The organism is Pseudoalteromonas sp. RB2-MNA-CIBAN-0110, from assembly GCF_040309305.1.
Lineage (GTDB): Bacteria > Pseudomonadota > Gammaproteobacteria > Enterobacterales > Alteromonadaceae > Pseudoalteromonas > Pseudoalteromonas arctica.
This window is the reverse complement of the sequence record NZ_JBEOOQ010000008.1, coordinates 91,796-109,077: the sequence shown is the minus strand read 5'-3', so window position 1 is coordinate 109,077 and position 17,282 is coordinate 91,796. Positions and strand designations below refer to the sequence as shown.

General features: G+C 40.2%; 14 protein-coding genes. 1 reads left to right on the top strand and 13 read right to left on the bottom strand.

The window, feature by feature from the left end; genetic code table 11:
• Positions 1-18: 18 nt before the first annotated feature.
• The 12 genes from AAEY68_RS06595 to AAEY68_RS06540 all read right to left on the bottom strand — a co-directional run bounded on the left by AAEY68_RS06595 (position 19) and on the right by AAEY68_RS06540 (position 13,108).
• Positions 19-906 (bottom strand): GIY-YIG nuclease family protein, encoded by an 888-nt coding sequence (locus AAEY68_RS06595; protein ID WP_029751455.1) that lies wholly within the window; start codon positions 904-906, stop codon positions 19-21.
• On the bottom strand, positions 903-2,144 hold the full coding sequence (locus tag AAEY68_RS06590) for a restriction endonuclease subunit S (protein WP_024594446.1): 1,242 nt from the start codon (positions 2,142-2,144) through the stop codon (positions 903-905). The genes AAEY68_RS06595 and AAEY68_RS06590 overlap by 4 nt, the downstream gene beginning before the upstream one ends.
• A gap of 110 nt (positions 2,145-2,254) precedes the next feature.
• Entirely contained in the window at positions 2,255-3,112 is an 858-nt protein-coding gene (dinD, locus tag AAEY68_RS06585) for a DNA damage-inducible protein D (RefSeq protein WP_024594445.1), read from the bottom strand.
• A 3-nt stretch (positions 3,113-3,115) separates the two neighbouring features.
• Positions 3,116-4,639 carry a type I restriction-modification system subunit M gene (locus tag AAEY68_RS06580; protein WP_350585705.1) on the bottom strand — a complete coding sequence of 508 codons (1,524 nt, stop codon included), beginning with the start codon at positions 4,637-4,639 and terminating at the stop codon, positions 3,116-3,118.
• A 52-nt stretch (positions 4,640-4,691) separates the two neighbouring features.
• Complete coding sequence (locus AAEY68_RS06575) at positions 4,692-4,829, bottom strand: hypothetical protein (protein WP_158001033.1); 138 nt, start codon at positions 4,827-4,829, stop codon at positions 4,692-4,694.
• A 240-nt stretch (positions 4,830-5,069) separates the two neighbouring features.
• On the bottom strand, positions 5,070-5,483 hold the full coding sequence (locus AAEY68_RS06570) for a hypothetical protein (protein ID WP_024594443.1): 414 nt from the start codon (positions 5,481-5,483) through the stop codon (positions 5,070-5,072).
• Between the two features lie 2 nt (positions 5,484-5,485).
• Positions 5,486-7,492, bottom strand: coding sequence for an integrase (locus AAEY68_RS06565; RefSeq protein WP_350585704.1), 2,007 nt, complete (start codon positions 7,490-7,492; stop codon positions 5,486-5,488).
• Positions 7,422-7,856 carry a hypothetical protein gene (locus AAEY68_RS06560; RefSeq protein WP_350585702.1) on the bottom strand — a complete coding sequence of 145 codons (435 nt, stop codon included), beginning with the start codon at positions 7,854-7,856 and terminating at the stop codon, positions 7,422-7,424. Before AAEY68_RS06560 ends, AAEY68_RS06565 begins: the two co-directional genes overlap by 71 nt.
• A complete protein-coding gene (locus AAEY68_RS06555) occupies positions 7,849-9,420 on the bottom strand; it encodes a site-specific integrase (RefSeq protein ID WP_350585701.1) in 1,572 nt (523 codons plus the stop codon). Before AAEY68_RS06555 ends, AAEY68_RS06560 begins: the two co-directional genes overlap by 8 nt.
• Before the next feature lie 12 nt (positions 9,421-9,432).
• Positions 9,433-10,824: a tyrosine-type recombinase/integrase gene (locus AAEY68_RS06550; RefSeq protein WP_350585700.1), complete on the bottom strand. Its 1,392-nt coding sequence runs from the start codon at positions 10,822-10,824 to the stop codon at positions 9,433-9,435.
• 173 nt (positions 10,825-10,997) lie between these two features.
• On the bottom strand, positions 10,998-11,720 hold the full coding sequence (gene ssb, locus AAEY68_RS06545) for a single-stranded DNA-binding protein (RefSeq protein WP_350585699.1): 723 nt from the start codon (positions 11,718-11,720) through the stop codon (positions 10,998-11,000).
• Between the two features lie 20 nt (positions 11,721-11,740).
• A complete protein-coding gene (locus tag AAEY68_RS06540; RefSeq protein WP_024594438.1) occupies positions 11,741-13,108 on the bottom strand; it encodes an MFS transporter in 1,368 nt (455 codons plus the stop codon).
• Positions 13,109-13,270: 162 nt separating this feature from the next.
• Between AAEY68_RS06540 and uvrA the strand changes: the two genes are divergently transcribed.
• The gene (uvrA, locus tag AAEY68_RS06535; protein WP_024594437.1) at positions 13,271-16,096 is read left to right on the top strand and encodes an excinuclease ABC subunit UvrA; all 2,826 of its coding nucleotides are present in this window, start codon (positions 13,271-13,273) and stop codon (positions 16,094-16,096) included.
• Between the two features lie 163 nt (positions 16,097-16,259).
• Here the strand turns inward: uvrA and trpS are convergent, their stop codons facing one another.
• On the bottom strand, positions 16,260-17,264 hold the full coding sequence (trpS, locus tag AAEY68_RS06530) for a tryptophan--tRNA ligase (RefSeq protein WP_007586290.1): 1,005 nt from the start codon (positions 17,262-17,264) through the stop codon (positions 16,260-16,262).
• Positions 17,265-17,282: the final 18 nt, after the last annotated feature.

Sequence of the window (17,282 nt, the reverse complement as noted above, 5' to 3'; positions counted from 1 at the left end):
TTCTTAATCCTTTACTACCTAATTAATATTACTTACCTGCTCACTGGCTGATTCTAGAGTTCGGCCTTGGTAATCATGGAGTGTAACGCCTTGCTCTGTTTTCCAGTTTTTCCAACCGTTAGCCGTGGCAAGTAGCAAAAACATTGATGCGCCACTGGGCGAGGGAAATAAATAATCCCGTTGAAATATAAAGCGACCATTCTGCTCTGTTATTACCCCTTTAGCTAAAAGGCGGTCGCGCTTATCGTAAAAGCGCTGGTCTGTTTTACGCGTTGTTGTCATAGGGGCTGACGAGCCTTTTAATACCACCATACCTTCGTTGGTGTATATTCCTTTGGCATCAACATCAGCACGGTTACAAATAAATACCTGCTCAGGTTTGGTGGTTGACTGCTCAGCAAGCGGTTCAAAAATGGGGTAGCCAAGGGTGGCCAATAACAAGCTGCCTATTTCATGTATTTCATCGCAATCAGCTTTAAGCGGCACAGGTGTATGGGGCTTTTGGCCGCCATTACCATTAAGTAGTTCATAACGCTGGCAGTGTTTGGCTTTTTCTATCGACAGCGATTCTAAATACAGCACATGAGTTTGCGTTAAGTTATTAGTGAGCGACACCAATACCAATGCTCGCTCCCAGTCCTTCTTCTCATCTTTGTAATGCTGCATCAATCTGCTGCCTACATCGCCCGACTGCCCAATATATAACTCGTCTTTGCTATCGCCAGAGACCAAAAAGTAAAGGCCCACCTGTTTGGCTTCTGGCATTTTTACAAACTCAGCAATATCACTACGCGGCACTTCAATTAAGCGAATAATCGAAGTGGTTTGCTCAGCAATGCGAATACCCGCAGGATCGCCCGTAGGTAAAAATATTTGAATAGTGCGAGGGCGTTTTTGCGTGATCATGCGACCTCCTTGTCGTCCACTTTGACCCTACGCTTGCCTGTTAACAGTTGCTGCATCAACGCTTTCTTTTCTTTTTTTAAGTCAGCAAGTTGTTTTTTTAATAAATCAATTTCTTTATCTGCGTTGGTTAGAACAGAGGCAATTTTTAGCTGTTCAGTTTTTGGAGGTAAATTAATTCTAAAATCTTTAACCATGCCAGCATTCAAATTTGATTGCGTACCTTGTTGTCCCATCAGAGTAATTTTGCTTTTTAAGTTTGTTAGAAAATAATATAAATAATCATTTGATAACTTGTCGGTTGGTCTAATTCCTAAGATAGCTTGTGATGAACTTAATTCGACTTCCGCAATACTGCATTCCCCTATAGAAGCATACATAGCATAAAGGATTGTTCCCTTTGGATAGAAGCGTGCGCTGCTATTGTTTAAACCTTCCTGAGTTAAATATTTTTCTGTTTTTGAAATCGACTTACCATGCTTGGTCATATCAGCAATAGAAACCCAAGGTATATCACCGCCATAGTATTCAGGAATAGATGATTTTGGCGTTCCACCACTATTCATCTCAGCGATTGATTTTAATTTTACTTCTTCCCACTCACCCTCAAACGGTTTACCTGACTCATCGAGTAGGCTTTTTTTCCCAGTGAGAAGTTGTTGCATTAGGGCTTTTTTCTGCTGTTTGCTGTTGTCGATTAGGCGCTCGGTGGTGCTAATCGCTTTATCCCAAGTGTATAGAATTTTGGCAACTTTACGCTGTTCAGGAAGTGGGGGGATTAAAACAGGAAACTCTTTCAATTGAGTCGAATTAATACTGGCTAGGTTCGTACTGCGTTTAGCACAACTTAAAAAGTATGTTTTGCCATAATGGCTACCTGATAGTGCTGCAAGATAATACGGTTCTAATATTTTAGAGTCCACGCGTACTGCAAAAACATGATTTTGATTTAAACACGGCTGTATTTGACCATGCCAAACATCCCCACGTCCTAATTTGTCGAAGTCACCACCTTCTGTCATCAATACATCACCAGCTCTTAGGGAGTATCGTGCTAGTTGGTGACGCTCAATAGCAATCGTTTTAACTTCTGTTAAGTCAATATGTCCGTCTTGGACATTCGCTACTCTCAGGTAGGGCACTTCAATAGGATCTTTAAGCCCTTTTTTCCCTTTGGCTACGCCGGTACGAATTTCAGCAATATCGACTAATGGTTTTCGTTCCCATCCATTAGGCACCATAACCCAGCTCCTTTAAGTAGCTACTCATATCAAACTCAAAGGGTCGCAGCTCATTTTTCACTTGCATGTGCCCACTGAATAGTTTAATCAACCTAATATTTAGCTCAAAACTAATCATCCGACTCTCCTTTTACCAAGGTGGCTGGTTTGTTGAGTGCTTTTTTCTCTGTGCTAGCTAATCGGCGCTCTACTTTTTTAACGTCTTCAGCTGGCGGTAGGTTTTCTGGTTCAATACCTCGACCAAGTAGTGTTTCTCGCACCGCCTGATTGTTGGTGATGTGCTCGTTAGATATCTGCTGTTCTTGCGTCATTTGTTGGTGACGTGCATTGTGAATCGTGATTTCGGTGGCAAAGTCTTTTGCTTTAAGCACGATTGTGGGGGCAAAGTCGGCTAAAGGGCGATTGTCAGGCACTTGCCATTTTGCTTTCATAGCTTTGGTATTTCGGCCAAATAGCGCACTATCGCCTTTACTGCGAATTAAGGCAAAGTTTTGATTACCACCAGTTTGTTCAAAAATGACATCTGAAAGCTCTGTTTCTGTTGTTGATAATTTTCTACGCGCAGCTACTCGTTCAGATTCTAATAAGCGTTGCTCTATCAACTCGGCTTTGCGGGTTTGCATGGCAAAATAGGTTTGTGCAAAGGCGATTTGTTGCTTTCTGGCGTCACCATTTTGCGCGACTAAGTAGCAGGCATAGCGTGTGAGCATGATATCGTCTATTTCACGTTTGCTGCCAGAGCCAAGTTCAACCATTTTCCCGACGTCGGCAAAATGGTCTGCTATATTATGGCCGCTGATTTCACAGGCTGTTTTTGCTTTGGAAGTAACACCGATAAAGTTATCCCATTTGCCATATCCTAGTAGGTGTTGTAGATCGCGCGCTAACCAGTACTCGATACCAGTTTCAGTTTTCTGAGAATGGGCTTCAAAGGTTGTGGTGAGTGATTGAATTTGCTGTTGTTCCATAATTTATTCCCTATAACCTAGTTCTGTTAAGTAGCTTTCCATTTCTGCCTCAATGTTTTGCAGCTCATTTTTAAGCTGTACACGCTCAGTACGCACTGCCACTAAATCAATTTCAGCTTCTTCTTCAAAGGTATCGACGTAACGAGGGATGTTGAGGTTAAAGTCGTTTTCGGCAATTTCGTCAAAGCTTGCTAGGTATGAATACTTATCGGTGGTTTCACGCGCTTTGTAGGCATCGATAACTTTTTGAATGTTATCAGACGTTAACTGGCTTTGGTTTTTACCTGATTTAAACTCACGGCTGGCATCAATAAACAGTACGTTATTATCCGTTTTTTGCTTTTTGAAAATTAAAATAGCTGCGGGTATACCTGTACCAAAAAACAGCTTTTCTGGTAGGCCAATAACGGTATCGAGCAGGTTTTCTTCAATCAGTTGTTTACGGATTTTACCCTCACTCGATGCGCGAAATAGCACACCATGTGGCACAACTACCGCCATACGGCCTGTGTCTGGCTTTAGGGTTTCTATCATGTGGCTGATAAACGCGTAATCGCCTTTGGTTTTAGGCGGCACACCACGGCGAAAACGCCCGTAAGGGTCGCTACTAGCATCATCATGCCCCCACTTATCCAAGCTAAATGGTGGATTGGCGGTGACCACATCAAAGTGCAATAAGCCGTTGCCGTCTTTATCAAGCAGCAATGGGTTACGAATGGTGTCGCCCCATTCTATACGGTGGTTATCTTCACCGTGTAGGAACATGTTCATTTTAGCAAGTGCCCATGTAGAACCTATGGCTTCTTGTCCAAATAATGCGTATTTTTTAGAGCCTGAGTTTTTACGCACCATAGCGCCACATTTTAACAGCAACGAGCCACTGCCTGTACATGGGTCACATATTTGGTCGCCTTCAACTGGCTCTAAAACGGTGGCTAAAAGAGTTGAGACCTCAGGCGGGGTATAGTATTCGCCGGCGGTCGCGCCACTGCCAGCGGCAAAGTGTTTAATAAGATATTCATAGGCGTTACCGATAATGTCTAAGCTGCCTACACGCTCTGTGCTTAGGTTTAAAATGTCTTTACCAAAGTCTTCTAACAAGTGGCGCAGTAAATCGTTTTTTTGTTTTTCTTGGCCTAAGCGGTCGGTGTTAAAACTGATGTCTTGGAATACGTTTTTAAGCTTGCTGCCGTTGGCTTCTTCTAGTGCGTGTAGGGCTTTATCGATGCGCTCACCGTTGCCTGCTTCATAACGCTTTTCGTATAAGTCCCAAAAGCTAGCGCCATCAGGTAACACAAAGCGCTGCTTAGCCATCATTGCATCTACTAGGGCTTTATTATTTCCGAATTGCTGAACTAACTTAGCGTGTTCGTCTTTGTATACATCAGAGATATATTTTAAAAACAGCATGGTGAGGATGAAGTCTTTATAGGTATCGGCACTGATCACACCGCGAAAGGTGTCGCAGGCGTTCCACACCGCTTTGTTAATATCGTCCTGATTGATTTGATTTATAGTTGTTGCCATAGTCGTGAAATACCTTAGTTTAGTTAATTATAAACATCTTAATTCAATAATTTTAATGCAATTGTTGTTTATCTTTATTTTTAATCAGCTGCATCATTGCAGCTTGTTCTTTTAAAGCACACTTATGTATATCTGCGATAAGTTGTTGGTCTTTAATATCCAACAGCTTGATTGGGGTGTTTTCTAGCACTTACCTACGCACACTTAAATGCAACGATCCCTCAGCTGTAGAGCTAAAATAGCGTTGAGCTAGTAATTGATTTAACTGCCAACAAATAAACTCGGGCTTAACTCTTATCAAAAAGAAGTGGGGGAGTTAGTCCAAATTGAAATATTTTAAAACAACTAGAATTCATTATGCTATCGCAGACATAAAGCGCCAACTCCAGCGTATAAAACCTAACTTTAACAAAGAATATACTTAAATTACCTAATTATCTTTGGTAGGCAATGGCTGATTTAGTTGTTCAGGCGTAACTCCGTGTATGTGTGCATTATAAAGCCATGTATGAAATTGCTCTAATAATCGATTATTTTCAGCTTCAAGTCTTTCGTTTCTTCGCTTTAAAGAATCTAATCTTTCAGCTGCTATTTTTAGGCTTGGCGGTAATGACTGAGTTACATTTTTAACCTTACTGGTGTTACCAGAAACAATTGCTTTGACCTCAGTGAAAGCTGTCTTTATTCGCGACTGCTTTGACAATGTTTGTCTTGTTGTTTTAAGTTTGTAGTCATGTTCAACAGCCTCGATCAAAGAATCCCATGTTAATCTTGAGTCTGTAGGCCAATCATCAAGTAGTTCAACCACGTTTTTGATATCTTCATCTGTTAGGTGCTTAGCCATAGTTAATCCTCGGGGAAGTATAATTCATTCATTTCATCTAAGTCTTCAAAGGAAATATCATCATCAGCCGAAGGGCTAGGCAGGGTGTCGATTGAAAGGTTACTCCTAATCATTTCATCAACCGATATTTTCTGAGCTTGTTTAGTACGTTGATAATTAATGATATTAGGTAGCCTTTTTCTGCCATTTATATCCATAGCTCGGTCTAATAAAGATGCATTGTTCAAATTTGTTAGTTTTATTAGTGAGCCATCTTCTATATTCGGATCTTCAAACATGCTAATTAATTCTTTGGCCCGCTCAACCGTAAGTGCTCTGCTTTCATAAAACCGTAATGCACCTTGTACCCCATCATCTACAGCCTTCTTGTCCATTTTTAAAAGCTTTTCTTCTTTTTTGAGACGCTGACGGACCCTCTCGCACTTATCATCATCACCTTTTACACATACTTGTTCATCACAATTAAGACAATCACGATATTTAGTACAGGGTTCTGATATATATGATGCTATACACATGCCAAACTCTGTTGTATGAGCAGTTAAGGACGCTTTAGTATTGAGTTCCTGTATGGTTCTGGCAGTCGCGATTAATAGCTGAACTTGATTTTTTTCATTTTTCGGTTGAGTCGTCATCTCATTTGAAGCAAGTTCTCTCTCGCGACTTTCTATAAAGTCTTCGCCGTACTCTTCATAAGTTGTATGATCATAGTATCGGTTATGAGCAGGATCACTTCGCATTGCCCATTTAGCACGCATTTCTCCATCCATTCCGTTAACGGCTGCCATTGTGTCCAGCATATGTCGTAACTGGTGTGAAGTAATGACTAAATCTCCATACCCCCAACGCTGGAATATAGAATGTACTCCTGAAGCTAATTCACCTGTCGTTCTATTTTTTTTCTTAGTCGGTGCTAAGTCCTCATTTAGTGTATTAATAGTCGGGATCTGTAGCTCAGTATAAATAGTTGCTCTTCTTGATTCTAAACTGTTAGAAAAACTAGCATAAAGAGATTGCGACCACTTAACTTTAATGCCATCACCATTTTTAAATGGAATATACGGAAACCCATCAGGCAAGCTATCGCGAATAATCTTATTTAAATCAACAAGATTTACAATATAATCCTTGCGCGCAATACCTCTTTTTGTGAGGAGCTGATTGCGAGCGGTACGCATATTTTTTCGTTTATGGCTATCACTTGTGTCACCATAAATTGATAAATCTAAGCCTAAGGCTAATGCAGCCTCATTCATAGTTAATAATTGTTCTTCTGGCACATTTGGGCACAATTTATGACGAGGAAAACTTGGAGAGTCTTCTAGCATTTTTGCAAAATTTCGGGCATCTTTTGACTGCTTCTGTAGTCTTGCTATAGCTTGTTCTATTACTTGATACATAACGGTAGGCAACCATTTATTTTCGTACCCATAACCTTTCCCTGAGTACCACTTAATGCCTTTAACAATGATCTTCGTGTCCCAGTCAATTTTAATATCGTCAGGATTACTTGGCTCAGCTAGAACACTTCCATTTCCACTATCAATAATTAATGCTTGTTTCGACTGGTTTTTTGCTTTTTTAATTTCGTCTAGAATTAGCGCTTCAACTTCCTCTTCAGATAGTCCTAGCTCTATCGCTTTCTTTGCATTCATTGGAGTGCATTCGATACAGCTATCTAGAAGATAAAGAGGTTCAGAGCCACGGTTGGGTGCTGAAAATAATAGTGCCATTGTCGATGTGGTAAATATATCTCTAGGGCTTAGTTCTTCCATCTTTAATGAAGTTACTCTGGCTAACGCCATCAAAGCATCTTCATCTGGCATCTTCTTTTGTCTAGCATCATCATCATCAACAGCCTGATCAACAGGTTTGAGTATTGGGTTTTTCCATGAAAAACGCGAAATAATGTTGTATTCAATTAAAAACTTTAATAGGTTAGCTAGCCCTCGTCCAGCTTGATATGCAGCCCCCCTTACCCAGTACTTTTCTTGCAGCTTCAGCTGCATTATTGAAGTCGTTAGCTGTAAGCTTTGTAACATTAATATCTACTAGAGCATTTGTATCTGTTCGGCTTGCATGAATAGCCCTTAATGCTTTAAATCTGTTATCTACAGCTGACTTACCACCACCGCCATAAACAATATATGCTTTAGCAAACGGCATAAATGAGGGATCGAAAAGCTGCTCTGTCATTCGCTTACGACTATTAGCTCCAAATATTGTGAAGTTTCCGACTTTATCCCAATAATTACTTTCATAGTCATACTTCTCATTCAACGGTGGGAGTTTTCTACAGAATGCAAGAAACTCATTTAAATTATTCTCATGCTCAAGTTCGTGTTTAGGTTTAAAAATAAAAACTTCAGGCATTATTGTACTCACGACATTTCTCAATTACTTGGCAAACAGCCAAGATAGCACGATCATTAATTGTTACGATTTGCATATCCCCACCTGCATCCTTTTTTAGACGCTCCCTCTCTTCAACTAACCACTCAAGAACTAGATGATGGGGAGCATTAGCCCATGGTTTAAATTTAGGGCAGAGGTAACAAGCTATGGGCGCATAATCTTGGCAAAAAGCGTTTGTACCACAGGAGCCAATATCGCAGTCCTTATCACGGCATGGAATGCGTGCTGCTCCAGGATTTATACTATTCGCTTCATCTTCATCGGCTACTATCTGACCAGCAAATGCGGAAGCATACTTAGCTAATGATTGGTTCATGACTTTTGAAACTTCAATGGCAAATTCAGGTATATTTGCAACATACACTCTTACATTCTGGGTACTAGAATGATCAAGTATCCGAGCTATTGTAAGAACACCAGCACCTTCTCTTGCTGCCCTCGTGCCCATAGAGTAACGAAAGCGGTATCCTGTAGAGTGTAGAGGCTCTCCTGTACGTTCACTTATTACATTAAGCCTTTTTATAGCTCTTCTTAGATTTGAAGATAGATCGATATTTTTTATATGCAGTAATTCAGATTTTAAAAAAGAAAGAAGTAGCTCTGAACTGAGATGCTTCATTTCCTTAAGTACATCGTGAGCGATAAATAAGGGTAACTCCCCTTTTTGCTCATCCGTCAATTTGCGACCTAGTATCTTTTCAATAAGTTTAGTTTGCTCTTTGATATGTTTTTCTATCACTCGACCAATTTCGATGGTAAACGCAAAGGGGGTCAAAGAAGCTCTGAATTTTTCTCCTATTTGCTTAGCCCTCGGTATATTACCGATATAAGTGGATATAGAAGAGTGAGTATTGCTCCAAAAAAAATCTTTATGCTTAGTAGAAGCTAATTGGTCAGGGCGTCGACCTGAAGCTTTGAATAATGTGATAGTAATATACTGTTCAAGACTCAGCTTTCCTTCAGCATATTTATGGGCTGCATGATGGCCTATCGCATCAAACTCCAAATCACTATAAGGCCCTGTTTCAGGATCGAGAGTCAGCACAGGTATGCCTTTATCGTTTCCACCGATACGCCAGCCATCAATCAGCTTAAAAATTGATTCATCTATATGGGAAGCTAAGCCCAAAAATCGCATTTTCTTAATGAAGCAGCGAACTTGTGACACGTAAAGCTTAAATTTATTGGATTTCGCCCCATTTTTAGCTAAGTTATAAAAAGTCATTAAACCAAGCTCAGTAAAAGCTCTAAGGCCTGTATTCTTTTGGTATGCGTTTAAAGAATTGACCAAAGATTTTGTATAGCCAGCTGAATAATTCTCAGCAAAATACACTACCGTTTCATGAATATCTTCGCGTAAAAGTGCTTCAAAAACACCTATACACGCTACATTAATCGTTATATTTCGGCTAAGAATCCAAGTATCATCAAGATAGTCAAATTCAAAGTTATTAAATGATACAGCTTTTGTTGTTTTGCTCTTTTTAGCAAAAAAACTTTGGTTCTCAAAATTATATTCCAATTAAATGACCTCTTACATGTCAATGTCTTCGTCGTAGGCACCGACGACTTGATTTAGCTGTTCACTATGCTTCTCTTGCATTATTAAACCAATATCCATAGCACGGTTATCAGTATGCCTTTTCGCATAATGCTGACCACTTAAAGATTTCTCCGACCAGCCCATAAGCTTTCTTCTGTCAGACTCTGATTTTATATCTGTCGTTTTATTCTGCTCAATAAGAGCATCTGTAGTTTTACTGTATCTATCATTCCATGTGTGTCGCAATGCATGGGGATGCACCCTATAACCAACCACTTCGGACACCTGCCTAAACATTTTATTCACTTGTGCTAAGGATAAAGCTGAATTCGATTTCGTACGATGGTTATGAGTTACAAATAGGTACTTAATATACTCAGAGCCTTTAGCATTCGGACGATGATTGATAAGGTAATTCTCATACATTGTCGTAAGGCGACTATCCATTGGCACTATTCGACCCTTTGTTTTTCCCTCAGGTCGAATAGTGCGATCATCTTCCTTGTCCACAGAGGCATTTATTTTTAGGTACTTACGCCCATTTTTTTCATTTGTTATGATATCTGACGGGTTGTTATCTGTTTTAACTCTAACTTTCATCAATTCACCACGACGACACCCTACTGAATTAAAGAAATTAAAAATTAGTTCATTTCGATAACGAACAGACTCATTCCACCAAGGATTTCTCGATGAATTAGTTCGAATAACATCCATTACTTCAATGACTTGGGATTCAGTTAATGAGCGCCATTGCCCCCAATCTACAGTTTCATTCTCATTTGAAGATTTCCTATCAGGCCGGATGGATAATAAAAAACTTTCTGAACTGAGGCTTTTTGTTTTAGAGGTTTTTTCCGTGGATTCTTTTGCTTTGGATTCTTTTTTTTTGAAGTATTCAGCCTTAGAGGGACACAGTTCACTTTCAAGCCAACCAAGGTAATAAGCAAAAGTTGTTATTCGATTATATGCCGTATAAGAAGATATATTTCTATCATCCTCAATAATAATAGTTGCCCTTGATGTTTCCAGCTTCTTTGGATTGAGCTTGAACGGAACAATATTTGAAACCTTGTGCTTAGCAAACATCTCCCTAATTTTTTCTACATCAAACGAAGCTGCATTTTTTAACTGTTGCAGTTCATTCTTTTTAAGGAAGTTACCTGCTTTACAGCGTTCAACCAAATTAAGATTAAGATAACCACATATTTCGGAAAGAAGACGAAGATGCTCGAAAACAACATGGCAAGTATTGCTAGCGCGAGAAAAGTTTCGATAATGAACAGTAACAAACAAGTTTTCGTATAAAAGAGGGGCTCCGCTTTCATCGAGTAAGATTGAGTACTTTTCCCCATTCGACATTTGTAATCTTTTTAACTTCATTTCTTCTCCAGAACATTAAAAACTTTACAAAATAACAAGGTAAAGCATAAGCTAAAAACAAGTATAAAAAAAGTTTACAAAAACTACAATGTTTTATATAAACTTTTTAAATATTAGCTTATTAATTAATACTTTAAGATATAAACTTTACAAAGTTACATCTCTGGTAACCGTCAGAACGGGATATCGTCGTCAAAATCAATGGTTGGTTCCATTGGGTTTGATGCGCCACCTTGCGGAGCACTTTGTGGTTTAGGAGCGAAACCACCTTGCTGTTGTGGTGCACTTTTTTGCTGTGGTGCATAACCACCTTGCGGCTGATATTGATTACTTTGCTGCTGTGGTGCTGGAGCCGTTTTTGGTTGTGCTACTGGTGCGGCTTGTTGCTGCGGATTATAGCCACTTTGCTGTGCGGCTTGGCCTTGGTTATTTTGACCGTAACCACCGCTTTGTTGACCACCTTGCGGCTGATTACCTTGGTAACCACCACCTTGTTGTCCACCTTGCGGCTGATTACCTTGGTAACCACCACTTTGTTGATCGCCACCACGTGCGCCTAACATTTGCATTTGACCAGTAAAGCCATCTACAACTATTTCTGTAGTGTATTTTTCTTGGCCTTGTTGATCGGTCCACTTACGTGTTTGAAGCTTACCTTCAACATAAATTTGTGAACCTTTACGACAATATTCACCAACAATTTCAGCTAATTTGCCAAAGAACACAACACGATGCCACTCAGTTTTATCAACCATTTGGCCAGTGTTTTTATCTTTATAGCTATCCGAAGTTGCTAAGGTAATATTTGCTACACCATTGCCGTTAGGCATATAACGAACTTCAGGATCTTGCCCTAAATTACCAACCAAAATTACTTTGTTCACACCGCGTGCCATGGAACCATCTCCTATAAATGTTAGATTAAACCAGCTACTTTACGTGCTTGGTCTAGGTCAAATTCTTTATCATTAATCTTTAAATAGCTGCGACTTTCATCGCGAACCACAGTTGCTTCTATTACACCTGGTAAAGCAACTAACTGAGAAGCAAGTGTTTGAGCATGCTCTTCAGAATCTAATTTGGTCATTAAACTAATAACTTTACTTTTGGGTGGGACTTGCATTTTCCACGCAATAATAAGCCATATTAACCCAACAAGTGCCGCTGCCGCAAACACAGCTTGCGTCGTTGTAGTTTGTGCTACATAACCACCTAACATACCGCCTAAAAAGGCGCCTAAAAACTGACTAGATGAGTAGCCACCCATTGCTGAACCTTTTTGGCTTGCAGGTGCTATTCGCGATACAAGCGCAGGCATAGTGGCTTCTAAAAAGTTAAACGCCACAAAATAAAGCAGCATACACACAGCAATGCCTACTACACTATTAACCCATACCGACATTGCTAGCATACTAATAGTTAACAAGGCTACTGAGCCAATAAATGCTTGTTTTTCTTTCTCTTTTTTAATGGCTACAATCATTATTGGTACCATTAATAAAAATGCTAAAAATAGCACTGGAATATATAGATACCAGTGATGGTCGGCAACTAAGCCATCTTTAATTAATTGACTCGGCAGTACGACAAATATTGTGGTTAGCGTTAAGTGTAATAGCAATACACCTGCATTTAATCGTGCTAACTGAGGGTGCTTAATTAGTTTTTTAATGTCGCTAAAGCTTGCTAATGTATCGCCTTTGGGCGCTTTATTTACCGCATTTGGCACTAGCATAGTCACTATAAATATACCAAAAACAGCTAAAATAGCAGTCAACCAAAATACACCCGCAATACCCCACGAAGCTGCAACAATTGGCCCAAGTAGCATAGCAAAGGCAAAGCTCATTCCTATGCTCATACCAATAACGGCCATTACCTTTGGTCGTTGCTCATCGCGGCTTAAATCTGAAGCAAACGCGAGTAGCGCACTGGCTATTGCGCCCATACCTTGTAGAGCGCGGCCTACGGTAACCATTTGAATAGATTCAGCTAATGCAGCAACTACAGAGCCAATAGCAAATACGACTAAGCCACCAACAATAACCTTTTTACGACCAATTTTATCGGATAATCGACCCATAGGTATTTGCAATACAGCTTGCGTTAAACCATACGCACCAATGGCAAAACCAATCCAAATAGGCGAAAAACCTTCAAGCGATTGTCCATAAATAGCCAATACAGGCATCAGCATAAACAAGCCGAGCATTCTAAATGCAAACACACTCGCCAGCGATACTGCGGCGCGTTTTTCTCGTGAATTAAGTGAAGATGCGGTCATTATCTGCGTGATCTTACTCTATGAAAAATTGAGGTTGGGATTCTACCATAAGCTTGGCAATAATTAATCGCCTATAAGTAAGGATTTTTCATTGATCAAGGATTAATATTGCTTCGTATTATGCGATACTGAGTAAATAATTTTGGTAATAAACGAGATAGCATGGAAAACATTGAAGTCCGAGGCGCCCGTACGCATAATTTAAAAGACATCAGCCTAACCATCCCACGTGATAAATTAATAGTTATTACTGGTCTATCTGGTTCGGGGAAGTCATCACTTGCATTTGATACACTTTATGCAGAAGGACAACGCCGGTATGTTGAATCACTTTCTGCGTATGCAAGACAATTTTTATCGCTTATGGAAAAGCCTGATGTAGATCACATCGAAGGCCTCTCTCCTGCAATTTCTATTGAGCAAAAATCAACGTCTCATAACCCACGATCCACTGTGGGTACTATTACCGAAATTTACGATTATTTACGACTTATGTTTGCCCGTGTTGGCGAACCACGATGCCCTACACATGATTTACCACTTGCTGCGCAAACAGTTAGTCAAATGGTAGATACTGTTTTGGCACTGCCTGAAGGCAGTAAATTAATGCTGCTTGCGCCTATAGTAAAAGAGCGTAAAGGTGAGCATGTTAAGTTATTAGAGCAGCTATCAAGCCAAGGTTATATTCGCGCCCGTATAGACGGTGAAGTATGTGACTTATCTGATCCACCAACACTTGAGCTTCATAAAAAACATACAATAGAAGTTGTTGTAGACAGATTTAAAGTAAAAGATGGCTTACAACAACGCTTAGCAGAGTCATTTGAAACTGCGCTTGAAATGTCTAACGGCGTTGCACATGTAGCATACATGGATGATAGCAGCGCTGAAGAAATTCTATTCTCAGCAAACTTTGCCTGCCCTACTTGTGGCTATGCAATGACTGAGCTAGAACCGCGTTTGTTTTCGTTTAATAACCCTGCTGGTGCGTGCCAAACCTGTGATGGTTTAGGTATACGTCAATATTTTGATCCTAATCGCGTAGTGCATAACCCAGAGTTAAGTCTTGCTGGCGGTGCAATTAAAGGCTGGGATAAACGCAGCTTTTATTACTATCAAATGCTACAAGCGGTTGCGGATCATTACAATTTTGATTTAGATGTGCCTTATCAAGATTTAGACAGCGACTCGAAAAAAATTATTTTAGATGGCTCTGGTAGCACTAAAATTGCATTTAATTACCGTAACGACCGTGGCGATTTAATTACGCGCAATCATGAGTTTGAAGGCGTGTTAAACAACATGAATCGCCGCTACCGCGAAACTGAGTCAAACTCAGTACGCGAAGAACTTGCTAAATACCAAACAAGCCAAGCATGTCCTAGCTGTAATGGCTCGCGTTTACGCGAAGAATCTCGAAATGTATTTATTGGAAAAACCAACTTACCTGCAATCACGTGCATGAGTATTGGTGAAGCTATGGAGTTTTTTGAAGGGTTAACGCTAACCGGACAAAAAGGCCAAATAGCTGAAAAAATACTAAAAGAAATTCGCGACCGTTTATCGTTTTTAATTAACGTTGGCCTAAATTACTTATCACTTGAGCGCAGCGCCGACACACTATCAGGTGGTGAAGCTCAGCGTATTCGTTTAGCGAGTCAAATTGGTGCAGGCCTTGTAGGTGTAATGTACGTACTAGATGAGCCATCAATTGGGCTACATCAGCGCGATAACGACCGCTTACTACAAACACTGGTCCATTTACGTGACTTAGGTAACACCGTTATTGTGGTAGAGCACGATGAAGATGCTATTCGTGCCGCTGACCATATTATTGATATTGGTCCAGGCGCGGGAGTTCATGGTGGGCATATTATTGCGCAAGGTACACGCGACGATATTTTAGCAAGCAAAGAGTCTGTTACGGGCCAATTTTTATCAGGCGTACGTAGAATAGAAATACCAAAAGAACGTCACCCAACAAACGACAAATGGCTAGAGCTATTTGGCGCAACGGGTAATAATCTTAAAAATGTGGATTTAAAAATCCCATTTGGTTTAATGACCTGTGTGACAGGTGTATCGGGCTCGGGTAAATCAACGTTAATAAACGACACTTTATTTAAACTTGCTCATACAGAGCTAAATGGCGCAACAACTGCCGAAGCGGCACCCTATAAATCAATTAGTGGTTTAGATCATTTTGATAAAGTGATCGATATTGATCAAAGCCCAATTGGTCGTACTCCGCGTTCAAATCCGGCAACCTACACAGGTATATTTACCGGCATTCGTGAGTTATTTGCAGGTACACAAGAAGCGCGCTCACGTGGCTACAAAGTAGGTCGCTTTAGCTTTAACGTTAAAGGCGGACGCTGTGAAGCTTGCCAAGGTGACGGCTTAATTAAAGTTGAAATGCACTTTTTACCTGATGTGTATGTACCGTGTGATGTATGTAAGAGTAAACGCTATAACCGCGAAACCCTCGAAGTACAATACAAAGGTAAAAACATACACCAAGTGCTTGAGATGACTGTTGAAGACGCTCATGACTACTTTGATAAAATACCAGCTATTGCGCGTAAGCTTAAAACGCTGATGGACGTTGGTTTGTCGTACGTGCGTTTAGGTCAAGCCGCTACTACTCTCTCTGGTGGTGAGGCGCAACGTGTAAAATTAGCACGCGAGCTATCAAAGCGTGATACTGGTAAAACGCTCTACATATTAGATGAGCCAACAACAGGCTTACACTTTGCTGATATTGAACAGCTGCTTGTTGTACTTCATCGTCTGCGCGATCACGGCAATACAATTGTTGTTATTGAGCACAACCTCGATGTAATTAAAACAGCAGATTGGGTTATCGATTTAGGACCTGAAGGCGGTGCTGGCGGTGGTGAAATACTCATTGCAGGCACGCCAGAAGAAGTAGCTGAATGTGAGCGTTCACATACTGGGCATTACCTAAAACCTCTATTAAGTAAATAGAGGTTTTGCTTACCCACCATAAGGAAAGTCGGTGTTAAGTACTTTAGAGTTATAAAGTGGCGGGCAAATAAGCTTCTATATAAAATATAACTCAATTAATCAGTATTATATAAAAAATGCCGCTTAGTAAAGCGGCATATTTGTTTTTAAATTTATTTATAATTTAACCGCGAGGAATAAAACCAAGCGCATCGTATACCGATTTCAATGTTTTCTCAGCACGTACACTTGCTTTTTCAGCACCTGATTTCATTATGCTATTAAGTAGGTTTTGATCTTCTCTGATCTCTTTAAAGCGAGCTTGAATTGGCTCAATCATGTTTACAACTGCATCTGCTGTATCTTTCTTTAAATGGCCATACATTTTATCTTCATACTCAGGAACTAGGTCTTCTATTGAGCGCTTAGTTGCAACACTCAATAAAGTAAGCAAGTTTGATACGCCAGGCTTTTCTGTGCGATCAAAATAGATGCGCGCTTGCTCATCTGAATCTGTTACTGCTTTTTTAAGCTTTTTCACAATTTGTTTAGGCTCATCTAATAACATGATGTAACCATTTGGGTTTTCGTCAGACTTAGACATCTTTTTAAGTGGATCTTGCAGGCTCATTACGCGTGCACCAAACTGTGGAATATACGGCTCTGGTAATTTAAATACGTCGCCGTATAAATTATTAAAGCGTGTGGCTATATCGCGAGTCAGCTCTAAGTGTTGCTTTTGATCTTCACCAACGGGGACTTGATCAGCTTGGTATAATAAAATATCCGCAGCTTGCAATACCGGATATGAAAATAAGCCCACGTTTACGTTATTTGCATGCTTAGATGACTTGTCTTTAAACTGAGTCATTCGATTAAGCTCACCCATTTGCGCGTAACAATTTAATACCCACGCTAACTGTGCGTGCTCAGGTACTTGTGACTGTACAAATAAAGCAGATTTTTCAGGATCAATGCCACATGCCGCGTAAAGAGCAATACCATCCAACACTCGAGAGCGCAGTAATTCAGGCTCTTGGCGAACCGTAATAGCGTGTAAGTCTACTAACATAAAGAAACTTTCGTGGTCTTCCTGTAACTTTAGCCACTGGTTAATAGCGCCAACATAGTTGCCTATTGTCATACCACCGGTTGGCTGAATGCCGCTTAAAACTACTGGTTTACTCATGATTTTCCTTTATTTTGC

Excerpts from the sequence above, each read along its gene's own strand:
- uvrA (WP_024594437.1), top strand. The coding sequence starts at position 13,271 with ATGGAAAACATTGAAGTCCGAGGCGCCCGTACGCATAATTTAAAAGAC.
- trpS (WP_007586290.1), bottom strand. The coding sequence starts at position 17,264 with ATGAGTAAACCAGTAGTTTTAAGCGGCATTCAGCCAACCGGTGGTATG.
- AAEY68_RS06565 (WP_350585704.1), bottom strand. The coding sequence starts at position 7,492 with ATGCAGCTGAAGCTGCAAGAAAAGTACTGGGTAAGGGGGGCTGCATAT.
- AAEY68_RS06560 (WP_350585702.1), bottom strand. The coding sequence starts at position 7,856 with ATGCCTGAAGTTTTTATTTTTAAACCTAAACACGAACTTGAGCATGAG.
- ssb (WP_350585699.1), bottom strand. The coding sequence starts at position 11,720 with ATGGCACGCGGTGTGAACAAAGTAATTTTGGTTGGTAATTTAGGGCAA.
- dinD (WP_024594445.1), bottom strand. The coding sequence starts at position 3,112 with ATGGAACAACAGCAAATTCAATCACTCACCACAACCTTTGAAGCCCAT.
- AAEY68_RS06570 (WP_024594443.1), bottom strand. The coding sequence starts at position 5,483 with ATGGCTAAGCACCTAACAGATGAAGATATCAAAAACGTGGTTGAACTA.
- AAEY68_RS06540 (WP_024594438.1), bottom strand. The coding sequence starts at position 13,108 with ATGACCGCATCTTCACTTAATTCACGAGAAAAACGCGCCGCAGTATCG.
- AAEY68_RS06595 (WP_029751455.1), bottom strand. The coding sequence starts at position 906 with ATGATCACGCAAAAACGCCCTCGCACTATTCAAATATTTTTACCTACG.
- AAEY68_RS06590 (WP_024594446.1), bottom strand. The coding sequence starts at position 2,144 with ATGGTGCCTAATGGATGGGAACGAAAACCATTAGTCGATATTGCTGAA.
- AAEY68_RS06550 (WP_350585700.1), bottom strand. The coding sequence starts at position 10,824 with ATGAAGTTAAAAAGATTACAAATGTCGAATGGGGAAAAGTACTCAATC.
- AAEY68_RS06580 (WP_350585705.1), bottom strand. The coding sequence starts at position 4,639 with ATGGCAACAACTATAAATCAAATCAATCAGGACGATATTAACAAAGCG.